Source organism: Serratia sp. 201 (assembly GCF_037027545.1).
Lineage (GTDB): Bacteria > Pseudomonadota > Gammaproteobacteria > Enterobacterales > Enterobacteriaceae > Serratia > Serratia bockelmannii.
Genome location: NZ_JAXCHC010000002.1, coordinates 988685 through 1006791, shown reverse-complemented (window position 1 = coordinate 1006791; position 18107 = coordinate 988685). Strand labels below are relative to the sequence as shown.

At 57.1% G+C, this 18107-nt stretch carries 13 protein-coding genes; 3 read left to right on the top strand and 10 right to left on the bottom strand.

Annotated elements, in window-relative coordinates; all coding sequences use genetic code 11:
* Nucleotides 1–3 precede the first annotated feature (3 nt).
* The 8 genes from WA302_RS12985 to WA302_RS12950 all read right to left on the bottom strand — a co-directional run bounded on the left by WA302_RS12985 (nt 4) and on the right by WA302_RS12950 (nt 10959).
* The gene (locus tag WA302_RS12985) at nt 4–852 is read right to left on the bottom strand and encodes an ATP-grasp fold amidoligase family protein (RefSeq protein ID WP_025303208.1); all 849 of its coding nucleotides are present in this window, start codon (nt 850–852) and stop codon (nt 4–6) included.
* Complete coding sequence (locus tag WA302_RS12980) at nt 833–2131, bottom strand: flippase (protein ID WP_043138544.1); 1299 nt, start codon at nt 2129–2131, stop codon at nt 833–835. The genes WA302_RS12985 and WA302_RS12980 overlap by 20 nt, the downstream gene beginning before the upstream one ends.
* A 4-nt stretch (nt 2132–2135) precedes the next feature.
* Nucleotides 2136–4319, bottom strand: a complete 2184-nt coding sequence (locus tag WA302_RS12975) for a polysaccharide biosynthesis tyrosine autokinase (protein ID WP_060433316.1) — start codon at nt 4317–4319, stop codon at nt 2136–2138.
* A 27-nt stretch (nt 4320–4346) separates the two neighbouring features.
* Nucleotides 4347–5480 (bottom strand): polysaccharide export protein, encoded by a 1134-nt coding sequence (locus WA302_RS12970; protein ID WP_336064102.1) that lies wholly within the window; start codon nt 5478–5480, stop codon nt 4347–4349.
* 45 nt (nt 5481–5525) lie between these two features.
* Nucleotides 5526–6575: a UDP-N-acetylglucosamine--undecaprenyl-phosphate N-acetylglucosaminephosphotransferase gene (gene wecA, locus WA302_RS12965; RefSeq protein WP_025303212.1), complete on the bottom strand. Its 1050-nt coding sequence runs from the start codon at nt 6573–6575 to the stop codon at nt 5526–5528.
* Between the two features lie 174 nt (nt 6576–6749).
* Nucleotides 6750–7712 carry an NAD-dependent epimerase/dehydratase family protein gene (locus tag WA302_RS12960; protein WP_025303213.1) on the bottom strand — a complete coding sequence of 321 codons (963 nt, stop codon included), beginning with the start codon at nt 7710–7712 and terminating at the stop codon, nt 6750–6752.
* 180 nt (nt 7713–7892) lie between these two features.
* Nucleotides 7893–8792 carry a winged helix-turn-helix domain-containing protein gene (locus tag WA302_RS12955; protein WP_336064101.1) on the bottom strand — a complete coding sequence of 300 codons (900 nt, stop codon included), beginning with the start codon at nt 8790–8792 and terminating at the stop codon, nt 7893–7895.
* Between the two features lie 772 nt (nt 8793–9564).
* Nucleotides 9565–10959, bottom strand: a complete 1395-nt coding sequence (locus WA302_RS12950; protein ID WP_089195977.1) for a NarK family nitrate/nitrite MFS transporter — start codon at nt 10957–10959, stop codon at nt 9565–9567.
* A 350-nt stretch (nt 10960–11309) separates the two neighbouring features.
* On the opposite strand from WA302_RS12950, the gene narX reads away from it, so the two are divergent.
* Together narX and narL are read left to right on the top strand one after the other, a co-directional pair.
* Nucleotides 11310–13094: a nitrate/nitrite two-component system sensor histidine kinase NarX gene (gene narX, locus WA302_RS12945; RefSeq protein ID WP_260514708.1), complete on the top strand. Its 1785-nt coding sequence runs from the start codon at nt 11310–11312 to the stop codon at nt 13092–13094.
* Nucleotides 13095–13104: 10 nt separating this feature from the next.
* The gene (narL, locus tag WA302_RS12940; protein WP_025303216.1) at nt 13105–13755 is read left to right on the top strand and encodes a two-component system response regulator NarL; all 651 of its coding nucleotides are present in this window, start codon (nt 13105–13107) and stop codon (nt 13753–13755) included.
* Here narL and WA302_RS12935 read toward each other — a convergent pair.
* On the bottom strand, nt 13752–15251 hold the full coding sequence (locus WA302_RS12935) for a YchO/YchP family invasin (protein WP_261456437.1): 1500 nt from the start codon (nt 15249–15251) through the stop codon (nt 13752–13754). The two genes, narL and WA302_RS12935, sit on opposite strands and share 4 nt — an antisense overlap.
* 430 nt (nt 15252–15681) lie before the next feature.
* Between WA302_RS12935 and WA302_RS12930 the strand changes: the two genes are divergently transcribed.
* Entirely contained in the window at nt 15682–16350 is a 669-nt protein-coding gene (locus WA302_RS12930; protein WP_025303218.1) for a prepilin peptidase, read from the top strand.
* Here WA302_RS12930 and WA302_RS12925 read toward each other — a convergent pair.
* The gene (locus WA302_RS12925) at nt 16347–17957 is read right to left on the bottom strand and encodes a hypothetical protein (protein ID WP_336064097.1); all 1611 of its coding nucleotides are present in this window, start codon (nt 17955–17957) and stop codon (nt 16347–16349) included. The genes WA302_RS12930 and WA302_RS12925 overlap by 4 nt on opposite strands.
* Nucleotides 17958–18107: the final 150 nt, after the last annotated feature.

The window sequence follows — 18107 nt, the reverse complement described above, 5'->3', positions numbered from 1 at the left end:
CGTTTACTCAGTAAAATAACTGCCCCATTCCTGCTCAATGTTTTTCGGCATCAGCTTGCTTAACCCCGCGCCAGGCGTAAACGTCAACTCACCGAAATACACCTTCTCACCGACCTGGTAGAAATCCACACGGACATAAGAGAACTGCTGCGCGGTCTGGCGAGCCAAACGTATCATTTCCTCCAGCCGTGTAGGACGCGGCATCGGTTCGTCTGCATTCGGCAAGTTGATACGAATTTCGGTGCGGTTCCAGTCGATATCAAAAATATCGCGCCGATGGGTGCCGAAACGCTGGTAATCCACCTGGATGAACATACGAATTTCATGATTGTCGTTGAAACAATGAAACTTGATATCGTTCGGCACCTGTTCGCCATCCAGCAACAGGCGCTCCACCATGATGCAGGGTTCGATATCCAGATAATGCTTTTCGCGGCTCTGCTCATAAAAGTTGCTGCGCATCCACGCGTTGCTGAGATCGTACAACTCCGCGTAGCTAATCTGCTGCTTGTCGAACACCAAGCGGTTATAGCCGCTGCCGTGGTTGGCCTTCAGCACAAAGGCGTTAGGCAATTGCCTGAACATGTCGTAGCTAAGTTCAGTGCCATGCGCATACAGCTCCACCAGATACTCCTCGCCCCACAGGCCGGCGATAAATTCACGCACCTTGAACTTGTCCGACAAAGTGGTGTAGATGCTGCGCGGATAAATTTTGCGGCGCATGATCTTTTCGCTGAAGCCGGTCGGTTTTGACAGGTGCGGCAGCTTCTTGAAATAGAGCGCGTATTTAACCTGATGGTGCCAGGCATCGGGCAGGCGCTTGGAAATATTTTTAACCAGGATGTTTAACATGCTCTCTCCTTAATTTGCTGACAAGACGCGGCAGGCAGTAAAAACAGGTCAGCTGCAGTCGGGTAATTTTTCCGCCACGGAATAAACTGTTCAGCACGAAGAACGAAATGAACTCCGCCAACAGCGTAGATACCGCCGCACCGATCAGGCCGTAGCGCGGGATCAGCAGCAGATTCATCACCACGTTCGCCACCGCCACCAACGGCATCTTGATGGCGATAAAACGATAGCCGGCGAACAGCACGATGCTGCGGTACGAAACCGTCCCCATTACCGAGAACAGCGAGGTCAGCGTGCAAATAGCCAGGATATTGGCGGCCGGTTGGAAAGCGGCGCCGTACAGCAGCGCAATCGCCGGGTGGGCGAACCACCATAGGCCCAGCAACACCGGCAACGACAGGCCCAAGACCACCAGATAAAGCACCCGAATACGGTACTCCTGCTCCAACGGATCGCGACAGCTAGCAATGCCCGGCATCAACGAAGTGATCAGCGCCATCGGCACGAAAACCCAGCCTTGGCTGAGGGTGGTGGCGGCACTGAACCAGCCTACCGCCTGCTCGCCGACCAGATTGCCCAGCATGATTTGATCGATGCGGGTATAGATCACTATCGACAGGCTGGAGATGGCCAACGGCAGGCCCACCTTTAGCAAATAACGGCCATAGCGCCTGGCCTGGCGCGGCGTAACCCGCGGCGAGGCCGCCGCTTCCGCACGGAATAACCAGAGGCGCGCCAGGTAAGGTACGGCGCTGCTGAGGATGTAGGGTATCGCGAACCACACCAGCGGCAGCGCCGCGCTCACCAGCGCCAGCCGCAGCCCGATCGACAGCAGCAGCGCCAGGTTGTTGATCAGCGTATTGCGTTTCGACTGCAGGCGGGCATCGTAATAAATTTTGTACACGTCCTGAATCGAGAAATAGGCGCTGATAAGCAGCAACAGCGTCATCAGTTGGCTGGCGGGCGATTGGCTGAAATAGCTCCATATCAGCATCGGCAGCGCCACCACCAGGAACAGCCAACGACGCAGGCGTATTGACGCCAGCATCAGGCGAATGCCGCTCGGCTGTCGGCGGGCGACGCGGTTGAAAATGATGCTGTCGGCGCCCAATTGCACCAGTGGCACTACGATGGCGATCGTCGCCAACAGATAGTTGAGGGTGCCAAACTGCGCGGGCCCCAGATAGCGCGCAACGTAAATGGAGACGAAGATGCCGGACAGGCTGAGCGAAACGCGTTCAAGCATCAGCCACAGGGCATTGGTGATAATGGCCTTCACCCGCTTATTCCCCTGCCTGCGGGTGATCTTCCCGATGGCTTGGGTAGGCGAAGTTGTAATAGCTCATGTCGGTTGCCGCCTTCTTCACCATCCCGTTGAGGATCACGCCCTTGATCGCCACGCCATTCTGTTCGAAACGACGCATGCTGGTTTCGATCTGCTTGACGGTATTCACCTCAAAGCGCACCACCAGCAGTGAGGTACCCGCGTGATTGCCGACGATCGCCGCGTCCGTAACCGCCAGAATCGGCGGCGTGTCGATCAGCACCAGATCGTAGTTCTGCCCGGCCCAGCGCAGGAAGTCGGCGAAACGGCGGTGCATCAGCAGTTCGGACGGGTTCGGCGGCACCTGACCGCGCGGCACGAAGTCCAGATTGGCGATGGCGGTTTTCCGCACCGCCTGTTCCGCCATCACGTTGCCCACCAGCATGTCGGACAGCCCCTGATGCCCATCATCCGCCAGCCAGCGGTGCAGGAAGCCTTTGCGCATATCGGCGTCGATCAACAGCACCCGCTGCCCGGCCTGCGCCACCACCACCGCCAGGTTGGTGCTGGTAAAGCTCTTGCCGCTTTCCGGGCTGGCGCCGGAGACCATCAGAATGTTGTTCTTGGCCTCCATCATGGCGAAATGCAGGCTGGTGCGCAGGCTGCGGATCGCTTCCACCGACAGGTCCGTCGGTTCGGCCACCGCCAGGATCGGCAAGCGCCGCCCCCCGGACCTTGGCAGCAGCTGACGTTGCTCGCGGTTGCGCTTCACCTGCCACGGCGACAGCGGCACGGTGGCGTAGACGTTGATGCCCCGCTTCTCCAGGGTATCGATGTCATTGATGCCGCGATGGAAGGCCGCACGCAGCAGCACTACGATGGCGCCGCCCCCGGCGCCAAGCAGCAGCGCCAACAATACGATCAGCATCTTTTGCGGCTTAATCGGCCGCAGCGCGGTTTCCGCTTCGTCGATGATGCGCACATTGCCCACCGTGCCGGCCTTGCTGATGCTCAGTTCCTGCTGCTTGTTCATCAGCTGCATGTAAACCTGCTGATCCACCTGCACGTCGCGGGTAAGACGCAGGATCTCCTGCTGCATTTTCGGCAACGTCTGCACCTGTTTACCCAGCCGTGCCTTTTCCGCCTCCAGCGTGGCGCGCTTCTCCAGCAGCGCCCGGTAAGCCGGGTGCGCGCGGGTGTAGAGTTTGGAGATTTCCGCTTCCTTGAAGGTCAGCTCGTTGAGCTGGGCCTCGAGCTGCACTTGAGTATCCAGCACCGATTTGGCTTCAAGCGACAGATCCACCGAGTCATTTTGCTGGCGGAACTGATTAAGTTGGGTTTCGGCGTTGTTCAACGAGGTTTGCGTTTGCGGCAGTTGCTCTTGCAGGAACGCCAGCATTCGCTGAGCTTCTTCCGTTTTGCGGTCCACGTTCTGCTGCAGGTAGTTGTCGGTGATGTTCTTCAGCATTGCCTCGGCGCTCTGCGGATCTTCGCTCGGCAGCGTAAAGGTCATGATGCCGCTATCCTTGCCACCCGGCACCACGTCCAGGTATTTACGCAGATCGTCCACCGCTTCTTGACGCGCGACTTTGACCACGGTAAAGCTGGCGCCCGGCGAAGCGTCCAGCGCCGAGACGGTCATGTTCCAACCGCCTTGCGCCACCGGCTGCCCGACCACGCCGCTGAACAGTTTGCTGCCGTCATAACTCAGCTCGTAATGCTGCCCATCGCGCACCGTCAGCGTCAGCGCTTCGCCCTCCATGTCCGCCGGCGTCGTCAGCGTGGCAATACTCAGCACCGGCGGCTTTTCACCGCTCAAGCGGGCAAAGCCTTTGCCGAACACCGGGAAATAGTCCGGGCTGACGCGCACCGTCAGACCGAGGGTGTCCACCGTTTTTCCCAGCACGTAGCGCGACTTAGCCAGCGTCACCTCATCCTGTGTCGCCGAATTTTGCCCCATCATTGAACTGTCCAACGTTTCACGCAGCAGCGAATCGCCGGACAGCTGCTTCTCCACCTGCACCACCGCCGTAGCCTGGTACACCGGGGTGGCCAACAGGGCGTAGGCGACGCCCAACATGCCTGCCACGCCGGTCACGACGGCGATCCGCCAGCGGTTATCCCACAGCGGCCCAATCAGGCGTTCCCACTCCAGCTTTTCGTCTTGTTCGGCCACCATCACGGACAGCGCATTATTTTTCATCTTCTGTTCCTTATTCACCCTGCGGAGTTACCAGTTGCGCACGCGCAAGGTCGCCTCGCTGAGATCGTTAAAGCTGCTGATGGTCGGCACCAGCTGGCTGATCAAACGGTTCCAGCGCGCGACCGGCGCCGCAGTGACGTACACGACGTCGTAAGGTTGCAGCTGAAATTCAGCGCCCATCGCCAGCGCGCTGGCGTCGGAGAGATCGAACTGATACAGCGTCGCCAGTCGCTGCGGTGTTTTACCGCCGCTCGGCCGGATCACGAACACCCCGGTCGCATCCGCCACCGTCTGGCTGATCCCTTCGGAAGATCCGAGGGCCTCGGTCAGGGTCATGCCGCTGCGATCCATCTTCAGCGTCGCTTGCTTGCCCACCTCGCCCATCACGAACACTTTCAATTCGTCATTGCGCGGGATGTAGAGGATGTCGCCCGGCTGCAGCAGCGCGTTCTGGCTGATGTCGCCGCGCTGCATCAGCGCCTGCAGCGAGATAGCCCGCTCTTTGCCCTGATGGGTCAGCACCACGTTGCGCCAATCGGCGTTGTCCGTCAGGCCGCCGGCGGCGTTAATCGCATCCAGAATGGTCAACGGCACGTTGGTGATCGCCTGTTGGCCGGAGGTTTTCACTTCGCCGGTCACGTAAGCCTTCTGCGAACGGAAAGCGGCAATACTGACGTCAACCTGAGGGCTTTCCACATACTGCGCCAGACGGCCGGCGATCAGGCTGCGCACTTCGGTGACGGTCTTGCCCACCACCGCCACTCGCCCGATATAGGGATAAAAAATCGTGCCATCCGCATGCACCCAGTTGCCGGTGTCGCTGGCGCTGCGGTATTGCCCGGCCGGCGTGGTCAACTCGGGGTGATCCCAGACGGTGACGTCCAACACGTCGCCGACGCCGATGCGGTATTGATAGCTCTGCAATCGCTGATCCAGCGCCGGGTTCGGCCGGGCGACCGGTTCTACGCGCCGCATTTTCTGCAGCAGCATCGGCGACATGCGATAAACCTGTACCTGGTCATTCAAATCGAAATCGTCGTCCTGTTGCACGACGATGGCTTTTCCGCTGGTCGGTAAATGTGAACCGGGAACCACCGTACATCCACTCAACAGCGCGGAGGTGAAGGCCAATGGCATCAAAAGAGGCAAATGAAAATTCATGGAAGTACCGTGATAAACGGGCTGCTGCCGCAGCCCGTGAGGGGATTAACGGCCGACGGTCGGATTATCGCTGAACACCGTCGCCTGACGCGGTTCGCGCAACATGACGAAATAACCGCAAAAACAGAACAGAAACGCCACCAACATTTGGCTTTCCTGCAGCTGCAACACTTCACTGCAAATGCCAATGCAGGCCAACGTCACCGCCAGCATGGTGCTCATCGCCAGCGCCTGACGCGCATTGAGCCCACGACGCATCAGAATATGGTGCAAATGATCGCGGCCCGCTTTGAAGGGGCTTTGGCGACGCAACAGGCGACGCACCATCACAGTCACCATGTCCATCAGAGGAATGGCGATCAGCCACAGCGCGGTGACCGGACGCATTACCGCCTGTGGCCCCTGCGTCGCCAGCAACACCAGCCACAGCACGCTGAAGCCGATCACCATGCTGCCGGCGTCCCCCATAAAGATCTTGTTGCGCGCGCCGAACAGGCTCAGGTTGAACAACAGATAGGCCGCCAGCGCGACGATCAGGCCCAGGCACCACAGCGCCAGATCTTCCCTGCCGCCCAATCCGAACACGATAGCCAACGCGACGAAGGTCACGCAGGACAAGGCGCCCAGTTGCCCATCGATGCCATCCACCATGTTGTAGGCGTTGATCGCTCCCCATACCGCCAGCGGCGTGAGCAGCAACGCGCCATAACCGAGCATCACTTCCTGATGCCCCCAAACATAGCCCAATGAGGAAAGCTGCATCCCTGCCGCCAGCATCATCGCCAGCGCGATCCCTCCCTGCACCATGACGCGTGGCGCCACGGGCAGATCAAAGCGGTCATCCAGCACGCCCAACACCACCAGCGCCGTAATGCACAGCAGATAGACGGTGCTGTCAGGCAGCCAGGCGGGTTGCCACAGCGTCATCAGCATCAGCGTCAGGTACACGGCGATACCGCCGACCAGCGGAATGTGTCCCAGATGTTGCTTACGCGCATTGGGCTTATCCACTAATCCCACCGTTAAGGCGGCCCGGCGGGCAATAAGGACCCACGCTACCGCCAGCACAAATATCACGCTCAGTTGATATAACATCGTTCCTCCAGCGAATAAGCACGCTACCGCCCTTGAGTTACAGCTCCCAATGCGCTATTAACAAAAACAAAATTGATCCTGCCAGGATATAAGTCAGCATGAATTAATCCTGAAAAATACAGATTTATCCGCTTGTCGGCGGAAATAAGTAAATAACGTCAGCGTGCGGTTAAGTTATCTATCAGAAAACTCATGTTTAATGGTTCTTTCGATTGCCGAATCAAGTTCAACCGGCGCCACGAAATTATTTTGCACATTACTTTTAAATTGCGTTCTGGCGCAGAATTTCTGCACTCTGACGCGACTGATTGGGAATTTTTTACGACTTATTTTACTCACGACATCCAATGCGGTCGCCCCGCATATTCCCACCACATAAGGAATGCGAATCGTCTTATTTTCTCTGCCCAGCGAGGAGGAAATAACGTCGACCAATTGATTCATCGTAAAGTCCGGTTTATCGACGTAGTTGCTGACCTGATAACTTGACTGCTGGTCCAACGCATGCTCCAGCCGCGCGGCAATATTTTCAACGTAAGCCATCGACTTCATATTATTGCCACTGCCAATCATCACGAATCGGCCGCTGGCGATCTGGCGGAACAGGTTATACACATTGCCGCGGTTGCCTTCACCGAATACCACCGTCGGGCGAATGATGGTCAATTTGTTGGCGCTATCCGCCTTGCGCCACGCTTCATAAACGTATTCCGCTTCGAGCTTGGATTTGCCGTAATGATTGAAAGGATCGAAACGCCCTCCTTCATCGGTTTCCTGCTCGACGAACCCATAAACGGCAACCGAGGAAGTGAAAATGACTTGGTGGATATTCAACGCGGAGGCGGTCATGCAGACATGCCGTGCACCTTCTACATTGACCTGATAATAGAGCGAAATGGGATCGACGTTGTCCTGATGTTCCGCCGCCAGATTAATGATGGCGTCGCAGCCCGCCAGCGGCTCTTGCAGGGTCTCGGGTTGCGTCACGTCGCCATACTGATAGAGCGCCGGAAAATGTGCGCTAGGTTGTTTATCAACGATGACCAACGTCAGATCATCGCGCACACTGAGACGTTTCGCCAGGCGTGTTCCGATAAAACCGGAACCCCCGATAATAGCTACTTTACGCTTATCCATAATTTGTCACTCAGCAGGTTCTCATTATTCCTGTCACCTCGATGGAAACAGGACGCTAATATGCGTTAGGTAATGAGTTCCAGACTGGACAAATCGAACCCGGCTTTCAAATAACAAATAATGAAATAAAATATTTCATCAAATGTAAAATTATCGCTAAAGATAAAACCTCATTTAGCACTAATTTTTAACATCGTAAGCAACTTGATATTGCAAGGTTTTATTCGGCAATATGAGATTAATCCGACCTTTACCCGGCGTAGAAGAGGTCTCATATTTTACCGGTAATTTAAGCTGCCCCTGCTTAGGGTCGACACATTCGATGGTCGCCTGCTCCATGCTCTCCCCCTGGTACAGGCAGAACAGGGTTTGTGGGCTGTTGGTATGGGGGTTATTCAACGTCAGCGTCAACACGACGCGCGTATTGTTCTGAATATCATTGATCACCGGCGGGCGAGTTTGGTTGCCGAGCACATATGAAAAATGTGAAATAACCAGCAAAGAAGCAAATGCCGTCAGGTATTTCACTACGCGACTGGCGGGCATGCTGAAAAATCGGCGCACCGTCGCCGACTTTTTATCACGAGTGGGTTCCTGGGAGGGTTCTACCGTTGCAACAGGCGCTGCAACAAGCGTCGTTTTACGCGGCTTATCTATTTTTTCATCGTGTGCCTCAGGGGACTCACTTTCACTTTCAGAAAGTTCCGCTTGAATATTAACGCCAATATCATCACCGCCATTTAATATATCATCATCAGCGTAGTCTTCATCCTCGGATATAAAGTGAAAAGCCGCTTGATTTTCCACCTTGTAACCCAGCCGAGGAATGGTTCTGATAAGCGTATGTTCCGAGTCGCTGATTTTTTGGCGAATAGATTTAATTGTTTGATTTATCGTTGAATCTGAGCAGTAAGTTCCTTTCCAGATATTTTCTATAATTTCCGTTCGGGTTACCAGTTCTGGTGATCTGGCGACAAGCAGCGAAAGAATTTGATACTCCTTCCAACGCAGACGAAATTTCTCCCCGGCAGGAGTCAGAACATCGAGATTCCTAATCTTTATTCTTCTATCAAGATTCACTTTTAATTTCCTTAGCGTGCCTGTCCTGCACACTTTGTATAGAAATATCAAAAAATGTTCAAGAAATTAAATGTAAACTCAACAGGTTGCATTCATCGGATATTGGCCTTTATAAAAATTTTCTGATTTCATTTTTTACATTAGGCCTTATTAAGGATGTTCCGTTTATCCAAATGACTCTTTTTCCCTGTTGGCAACATGGATTTCCTTCATGACTACCGTAAAGTTCAAATGATCACCTCATTGATTTAAAAAGAAAAAAATAACAACCCTGTTCAGTTGTTAACCGAATGAAATTGTGAAATTTCATTCTTCTCCGTGAGTTCATTGTGTTTTTCCACCTAATCGGATTGTCAGATAGACTACAAAAAGCCGGAAAAAACAGAATGAGAGTTATCTGATTTAACCCTGTCACACATTCCACACGGCGCGTGCAGCATCTAAGACAAAACCCTATTGCTGATTTTATAACAATCGCACTAATTATGCCTTACCCTCCCAGAAATTTCATTTAACCTGCGGGAAAGACATTAATCTTTTAATGTAAGAATACTCTCAACAAAACGAAAAAACCGTGCAAATAATATAATACGCTTGGGAGAAGACATTCCCATATTGAGAGATATAACTATAAAAAAAGAAAAAAACGGCAAGCGGAGATGAGAATTTTACCTAAAGGCAGAAAATTTCACTGAGAGAGCGAGGAGAGATGACTCGGAATGAGCGAAATATCCCTCCCCTGTCGGGAGGGATTGAGAAAATCGTTTGATACTCAGGACTTTTTCTTGCGGCCATACACCGCCCAAGTGATGACCACACACAAGATATAGAACACCAGGAATACTTTCATTGCCCCCGCCGGGGAACCGGTCAGCGCCAGCGAAGTGCCGAATGCCTGGGGAATGAAGAAGCCGCCTGCGGCACCGATCGCCGAGATAAAACCCAATGCGGCGGCGGAGTCCGTCACCGCTTCACGCTGCGCGCTCTCGTCGCTGCCGCCGGCCGCTTTCACGCGATCGACAGTGATTTTACGGAAAATGACGGCGATCATTTGGAAAGTCGACCCGCTGCCCAGCCCCGCCGTGAGAAACAGCACCATAAAGATACCGTAGAAGGCGATGAACGAACCGCCCTCACCCGCCATCGGCAAGGTCAGGAACAACAGCGCGGCGAACACGGCCATCACTACAAAGTTGATCAACGTCACCCGCACGCCGCCGAAACGGTCAGACAGCGCGCCGCCGACTGGCCGTGCCAGCGCACCGAGGAATGGCCCAAAGAAGGCGTAATGCAGGATCACTACGTCCGGAAATTGCGTCTTCGACAGCATGGCGAAACCGGCGGAGAAACCGATGAAAGAACCAAAGGTCGCGAGGTACAGCAAACTCAGCATCCATAAATGCCCACGCTTGAGCACCGGCAGTTGCTGGCGCAGCGATGCCTTGGCCGCGGCCAGATCGTTCATGCCGAACCAGGCCGCCAGGGTGGCAACCAGCAGGAACGGTACCCAGATCCAGGCGGCGTTTTCCAGCCACAGCTGCCCCCCCTCTGCCTGATTTTGCGCCGTGCCGCCAAACAGGCCAAACAGGCTGAAAGAAATCGCCAGCGGCGCGACCAGTTGCATGACGCTGACGCCCAGATTTCCCAGACCGCCGTTGAGCCCCAACGCACCGCCCTGACGCGCTTTCGGGAAGAAGAAGCTGATATTGGCCATGCTGGAGGCAAAGTTCGCCCCGGCGAAACCACACAGCAGGGAAATAATGACGAACACGCTGTACGGCGTGCTGCTGTCCTGCACCGCGAACCCCAGCCACAGGCACGGCACCAGCAGGAAGCAGGTGCTGATGGCGGTCCAGCGACGGCCACCAAACAGCGGGATCACGAAGGAATACGGCACGCGTAAAATAGCGCCCGAGACCGACGGCAGCGCGGTCAACAGGAACAGTTGGTCGGTGGTGAAGTTGAAACCGACCTTGTTCAGGTTGACCGCAACGGCGCTGAACAGCATCCAGACGCAGAAGGCCAGCAGCAGGCAGGGAATGGAAATCCACAGGTTGCGGGTGGCGATGCGATGGCCACGCTGCTGCCAAAAGGCGCTGTCTTCAGGACGCCAGTCCTGAATCAGCGCACCGGTTTTCTTTGATGAAGGCGTTGCAAGTTGCGACATAAAAACCTCAGACACGGGGGATCATTCCGCACACCCTAGGGGGCGGCCCCGGCGGCAAAGTTGATGTATATCAACCCGAATGCAAGTAGTTGGCGGCACAAATAGCGCCTTCATCCCCTTAGGGGTACACCCCGAATAAAAATTAAATCACTTTTAATCAATGCATTAGAAAGCATCACTCCGTCATTTTTACCGCTTCACCGTCCTGCTGGAAACTAATGGGTACTTCATTCGAGGTATGGGGTTATGCTCAGGGATAATCAAAAATACGGCTGAATCGTTACTTATTTACCTCGTCGCCGCCTTCGCCCCTGAACTTCAGCGGTGCCAAATGCCAGGAACCCGCGCTTATGAAACGCCTGTTGACCCCGCTTTCGATCGTGAATCAGGTCGCCCTGCTGATGTTGCTGTCGGGCATTCTGGGCGTGGCCGGCATGGGGATTTCCGCCTGGATGTCGCAAAGCATTCAGGGCAACGCGCATGCCATCAACAAAGCCGGCTCGCTGCGTATGCAAAGCTACCGACTGCTGGCGCAGGTACCGCTGGATGAACGGCATGAAACGTTGATCCGCGAACTGGAGCGCGACGAAAACAGCCCCGACCTGCAGCGTTCGGTGGAGCAGGAAGGGTTGACGCAACCGTTCGACGCCTTGCGTGATTACTGGCAACAGACTCTGCAACCTCGCCTGCGCAGCGCGCAGCGCCCGGCCGATGCCGCCCCGCAGGTGGCGCACTTCGTGCAGCTGCTGGACAAGCTGGTCTCGGATATCGACAGGCAAACCGAGCGCCGCCTGCTGATGGTGACGCTGGTGCAGGCCGGCTTCATCGCGCTGACCCTGCTGCTGTTGATCGGCACCACCTGCTACCTGCGGCGCCGGTTGCTGCATCCGTGGCGGCAACTGGTGGAGATGGCCTTGGCGGTAGGCCGCGGCGATTTTAGCCGCCGCTATGCACAACGCGGCCACCAGGATGAAATGGCGTCGCTTGGCGGCGCATTGAACACCATGTCCGACGAGCTGTCGGCGACCTACAGTGGGCTGGAGCAGCGCGTGGCCGAGAAGACCGCCGACCTGCAGCAGAAAAATCAGGTGCTGAGCTTCCTCTACCGCGCCAGCCGCCAGCTGCACGCCAGCGAGCCGTTGTGCAGCCGCCTGACGCCGCTGCTCAACCAACTGCAAACCCTGACGCCGTTGCGCGCCATTCAGGTGCGGCTGTATGAAAACGACAGCCGGGAACCGCTGCTGCAGCTGAGCGGCAACCAACCGCTAAGGCCGGAGCATTGCCATAACCCGGTGTGCAGCGCCTGCCTGAACGACAGCCACCGCCAGCATCCCGACAATCCGTCGCTGAGCTGGAGCCTGAGCGACAAGCTCGGCGACTACGGCGTGATCGTGGCACAGCATGCGCCGCAGCAACCGCTGAACGATGAACATCGCCAACTGATCAATACCCTGGTGGAACAGCTGACCAGCGTGCTGGCCATCGAGCGTCAGGTCGACCACCAACAGCAGCTGATGCTGATGGAGGAGCGGGCGGCGATCGCCCGCGAGCTGCACGACTCCATCGCCCAATCGCTCTCCTGCCTGAAAATGCAGATCGCCTGTCTGCAGATGCAGGGCGAAACGCTCTCTTCGGCCAGCCAAGCGCTGGTGCAACAGATGCGTGAAGAGCTGAACGGCGCCTATCGCCAGCTGCGCGAGTTGTTGACCACCTTCCGCCTGCAGCTGACCGAACCGGGCCTGCTGGCGGCGCTGCAATCGACGGTGGCGGAGTTCAATCCCAAGCTGGGCCTGACCATCAGCCTCGATTACCAGCTGGGGCCACGCACGGTTCCGGCCTATCAGGCCATTCACCTGCTGCAGATCGCCCGCGAGGCGCTCAGCAACATCCTTAAGCATGCCGCCGCCAGTGAGGTGAGCATTCAGGTCATCAATAAACGGGGCGAAGTGACCCTAAGCGTCTGCGACAACGGACGCGGCCTGCCGGCCGAGACGTCTCGCCCCGACCATTACGGCTTGATCATCATGCGCGATCGCGCCAAGAGCCTGCACGGCCGCTGCGACATTTTACCGCGCAGCGGCGGCGGCACTGAGGTGCGGGTCAGCTTCACGCCAGATAACCACGCCATCGACTAACGGAGACACCATGACGACAGAAACCGCCGCCACCATCTTACTGATCGACGACCACCCGATGCTGCGCAACGGCGTAAAACAGCTGATTGGCATGGACGCTCGTCTGCAGGTCATTGCCGAAGCCAGCAACGGTGAACAAGGGGTCACGCTGGCGGAGCAGCACGATCCGGATCTGATCCTGCTCGACCTGAACATGCCCGGCATCAACGGGCTGGAAACGCTGGATCGTCTGCGCCAAACCGACCTGTCAGGGCGCATCGTGGTGTTCAGCGTGTCCAACCATGAAGATGACGTCGTCAGTGCGCTCAAACGCGGCGCCGACGGCTATCTGTTGAAAGACATGGAGCCGGAGGATCTGCTGAAGGCGCTGCATCAGGCGGCAGCCGGGCAGATGGTACTGAGCGAAGCGCTGACGCCGATCCTCGCCGCCAGCCTGCGGGAAAACCGCCCCAGCGCCGATCGTGATATTCAGCAACTAACGCCGCGGGAACGAGATATCCTGAAGCTGATCGCCCAAGGGCTGCCAAACAAGCTGATCGCCCGTCGCCTGACCATCACTGAAAGCACCGTCAAGGTACACGTCAAACACCTGCTGAAAAAGATGAAGCTAAAATCCCGCGTCGAGGCCGCCGTATGGGTGCTGCAGGGCAAAAACGGTTAATCGCCGCCGTACAGCGGCCCGGTTTGCGCCGGGATCGGCGGTGGCGTCAGGGTTTTGATCGGCGGCAGGCCCGCGTCATCGCCGGCGGTTGCCGTCAGTGGCGGCGCCACTTTCAGCTCTATCCAGTTGGACGTCACGCGCTGCTGTTTATCATCCTCCAGCGTGACCGATAGCCGGTAGCTGTTGGCGGCGTCCGGCGCGTCGTCCCACGGCGGCACGATCGCTGTCCAGCCCTGCGGATCGTTGGCGTTGTGCGGCGGCGTCAGGCTCAGCGCCTGCGTATCCCCCTGCCAACTGACGTGAGTGATGCCGTTCAGCGCCTTGATTTCCAGCACCAGCGGCACGGTTTCCCCCGCCTGCAGGCTCCACGGCGGCGTAGCCAGGAACACCTGCAGCGACTTGCGCTGACGGAACTCCAGCACCGGCACGTTCTTGCGTTCGATAGGATCGTAGCGGCTGCCGCGCAGCGACTTGACCTGCGCCACATACTCCGGCGAAATCTGCTTCACCAGCGGTACCCCGAGCCGATAGCTCAGCGCCAGTTCGACCTGATCCTGGCTCTGCCCGCCCGCGCCAATCTTATGCAGTGCCTTCATCGTCACCAGCGGCACCGGAGTGTAATTGAGCCCCAGCTGCATCGCGCGCGGATCGTTTTGTTTTTTGCCGCTGCCGAACAGATCGACATTATCGCCCAGATACTGCTCATAACTGAGCGAACCGCCGATCTGGCGATAAAACGGCAGATAACCTTGCGTCGTGATGTCGTAACCGCGCGCCGGACGGCTGAAAAATACCCCATCGCCGGGCTGTTGCGACAACGCCGACAGCGGGTAGTAATAGTTGGTGGAGAAACGCAGATAATCCCCCCAGGCTTCCGCACCGACGCTGCCTCTATTGCGCTGCCGAGCAAAATCGCTGTCGAGCGCCGTGTTGTACCCCAGCAGCCAGTCGCCGGCGATCCAGCGTTGCCCCAGCGCGAAATTGCCAAGCGCCCCGGCGCTTTGCTGCAGCCAGCCGATCTGGCTGTAGGTCAACAATCCGTCGACGTCGTACAGCGGGCTGAATAACTGCCCGTTGCTGCCGGTAAAGTCCCCCTCGCCGCTCATCTTCAGCGATAGCCTGGCGGTACCCAACGGCGACAACAGCTCCTGCGCCTGTTGCTGCAGCGCACCGGTCGCCTGGCCCAGCAAATAATCTTCGGCGCGGCTGCGCATCTGTTGACGTGAAACGTTGTTCAACTCTTTTTCGCCGAGTTGCTTGGCCATCTCGGCCCACTGCTTCTCGCGCGCGGCATCGTCGGGCGCACCGCCCAACTCCGGCAAATTCGCTGCGGCCTGTTCAGAAGAGATGACGCTGTCCGGCGCCGGCGGGGATTCGGCGCACGCGGCCGCTGCGCCGGCCAGCCACACCAGTGGCCCGGCCAGCCACGCCGTCTGGCGTCGGCGCCAGAATCGTTTTTTGGTCTTGATAAGTATTGCCTGAATCACGTCTTTCATGACACCGTTGGCCTCCCTCCCTCCTGGAGCATGCCAACCCACTGCTTTGCTGCCGCCTTTCCCACGGCAGATCTGAAAAACCTTACGTCCCGGCCTGGCGGGGACGCCTCTCTCTTAAAGCCTAACGGCTTGACGAGCAGAAACAATAGGATAAACCCCAATCGCGCTTCAGTGACAGCGTCACTTGCACCATTTACCGATCCATTCCCGCCGCCAAATGAATTCACCGCATTTTAGCGTCGATTTTGCCGATAAAAAGCACAGCACACCACTGCTGAGCGCCACCGCGCAAGGCATTGTATCACTCTGCAATACGTAAAGTGGCGATGCGTACGACTGCGCATTCCTCACAATCCACCGCATTTCACCCCGATGAAATATGCATTTTGCCGTTATTTTAAACATCTGTTTCACGACTGGCGGAGCCTTGATGTTTATTTCCTCACTGTGGCACGCGCTGTTTTTCACCGCGCTGCTGTCGGCGGGTCTGGTCGCCTTCGCGCTCATCACCCGCTTGGAGCGAACGGCGGCCGTGCGCGCCAGCCCGCCGAGATTGCGCCGCCGCAGCCTGCTGCTAACGGCCCTGGGTTTGGCGTTGACGGCGTTGCCCTTCGACCTGCCGGCAGCACACCGGCTGTGGTTACCGCCGGCCGCGGCACTGCTGATCGCCCTGGCCTGGCTAGACGGGCGTCACCGGTGGCTGCCGGACCGGCTAACCCAGCCGCTGCTGTGGGGCGGGCTGCTGTGCAATCTTGACGCTCGCTGGGCAACGCTTGACGACGCGGTTCTCGGCGCCGTGGCCGGTTACGGGGCATTGTGGCTGCTCAACGCGCTTTATCGGCAGGTGCGGCGGCGTAACGGCATCGGACAGGGCGATTTCAAACTGTTGGCCGCGCTGGGCGCCTGGCTCGGTTGGACAATATTGCCGCTGCTGGTCTGCCTGGCGGCAATGTTCGGATTAGGCATGGCATTGGCGCGCGGCAGACGCAACCGTCGCGCCTGGCGAACGCCGCAGCCTTTCGGCATCGCCTTGGCGGCCGCCGGCTGGTTGCTGCTCTTGCTGGACGCCGGCCAGAACGCGCCGGCGTTATTCGGTTAATTCTTCAGTGTCTCGATCAGCCGATTGAGCAATCCGGCCACTTCCGCCGTGCTGGCCGTTGTCGGATTGGCCAGTGGTTGGATCACCGCGAGTCTGGTCGTGGATAACACCTCATCGCTGCGGATTTCCAACGCATCGGAGGGCGGCGTGCTCAACGAAACGCCGTCCGGCCGCCAGTAGCTGCCGCGTGTAGTCTGCACCTGATAACTGCCAAAGCCGAAATCTTTCTCGACACGGTAATATATTTCGCAGCTCAACGGCCCAGTGCGACGCAACATAAAGGCGCCTTTCGCGCTATAGCTGCCTTTATTGACGATAAAGGCGGTCGCCTGCGAGGTCAGATCGAACGTGATATATAAATCGCACGCCAGCACCTTGGTGCTTACGCCCTGTTGAAGAGTAATGCGCGTTGTAGGTTGCCGATCCGGCGCAGTCAGGGTGCCTAAAAAAGTCCACGATGGCTGTTTCGATATATTGCGCGGCAAATGGTTGCTGGAGGCGGAAGGGGCAATACCCCGCTCGCCCAGACTGTACATCGCTTCAACCCCGCTTAAAAACGACGTCACATCGACGGTGCTTTTGCCGGCCACCGGGACGCCGCCGTTGTATACGTTACTGAAGGTTACCTCGGTATTGTTGCTGCAGGCGGCGATCGCCACCGGGAAAGGCGTCTTAGAACCGCTGTAAAGAGTCAACTGACCGATATCCCAACGAGATTCGTTGATGAATCGGCACAACACGCCCCCGCTCTCCACATTCTGCGCGTCCTGGATATTGATATTGCCTATCGTGCCTTGGGCAAAGTTGGTGGACAGCACGCTGACATTGGCGGCGCGCTGCGTGTTGCGGTTCTCGCAACCCAACGAATTGATCGTGCCGTTAAAATCTTTGAAAGAGTAGATATCGCCGATGCAGTCATCCGCAGCCAACGAGCCGATAGTAGAGTAAAACCCTGAAATTCTGAACGCCGTACCCTTCGCGCGAGCGGCGTAGAGGCCGTCTATAAAATTGGTGGTGCCAGACTTGTCCATCCACAGCACCCCATCGCCCGGGCGATTGGCGTTTGCCTCCATCTGCACGTTCACCAGCCAGTTGATGAACATGTCGCCCGAGACAAACAGCGAATAACCGCCGACCTTGGTGTAAATGTCGCGAATATCAAACTTCGTCATATTGCGGTCGCTGAACCACACGCCGTGGGTGTCGTCTACGCCGGTATCATCCCGCAACGTCAAGCCGTGCAGCGTCAGATTGGCGAAGCCTTTTACCACGATCACCGCTTTCTTCGTTTCGCCCTGTTCGTTGGTGTAACTGCTGTCTGCCGTCTTGACAATTTTGGTCGCCCGCCCCAATCCGACCACCCGTAAACCGATGCCGCCGTAGATGTCCGTTGTCGTCTGAATGAGTACGTGTCCGGCGACCGTATACACCCGCTTCCCCAGGGACAACGTACCGCCGGCTTGCAGCGCCGCCGCCGCCGCTTTGTTGATCGCCGGCCCCCAGTTGCTTCCGTCGCTGTCCTGATAAAACTGTTCCGGCGTAACCACCTCACCGGTGGCAAGCAAGGTTGCTGCGCGCGCTGCTGAAGCCTTTTCGTTATTGTCCATAATCTCTCCTGACGTGATGTGTCCGCATCATTGCGGACGACCGCGGTGAAAGGCGTAAACAACGCCGCCTTTCGAAGCCAATCTATCACCGTCATATGAGCACGTTATGAAATTTCATTTTATTTCACCCTGACACAACATTTCACGATT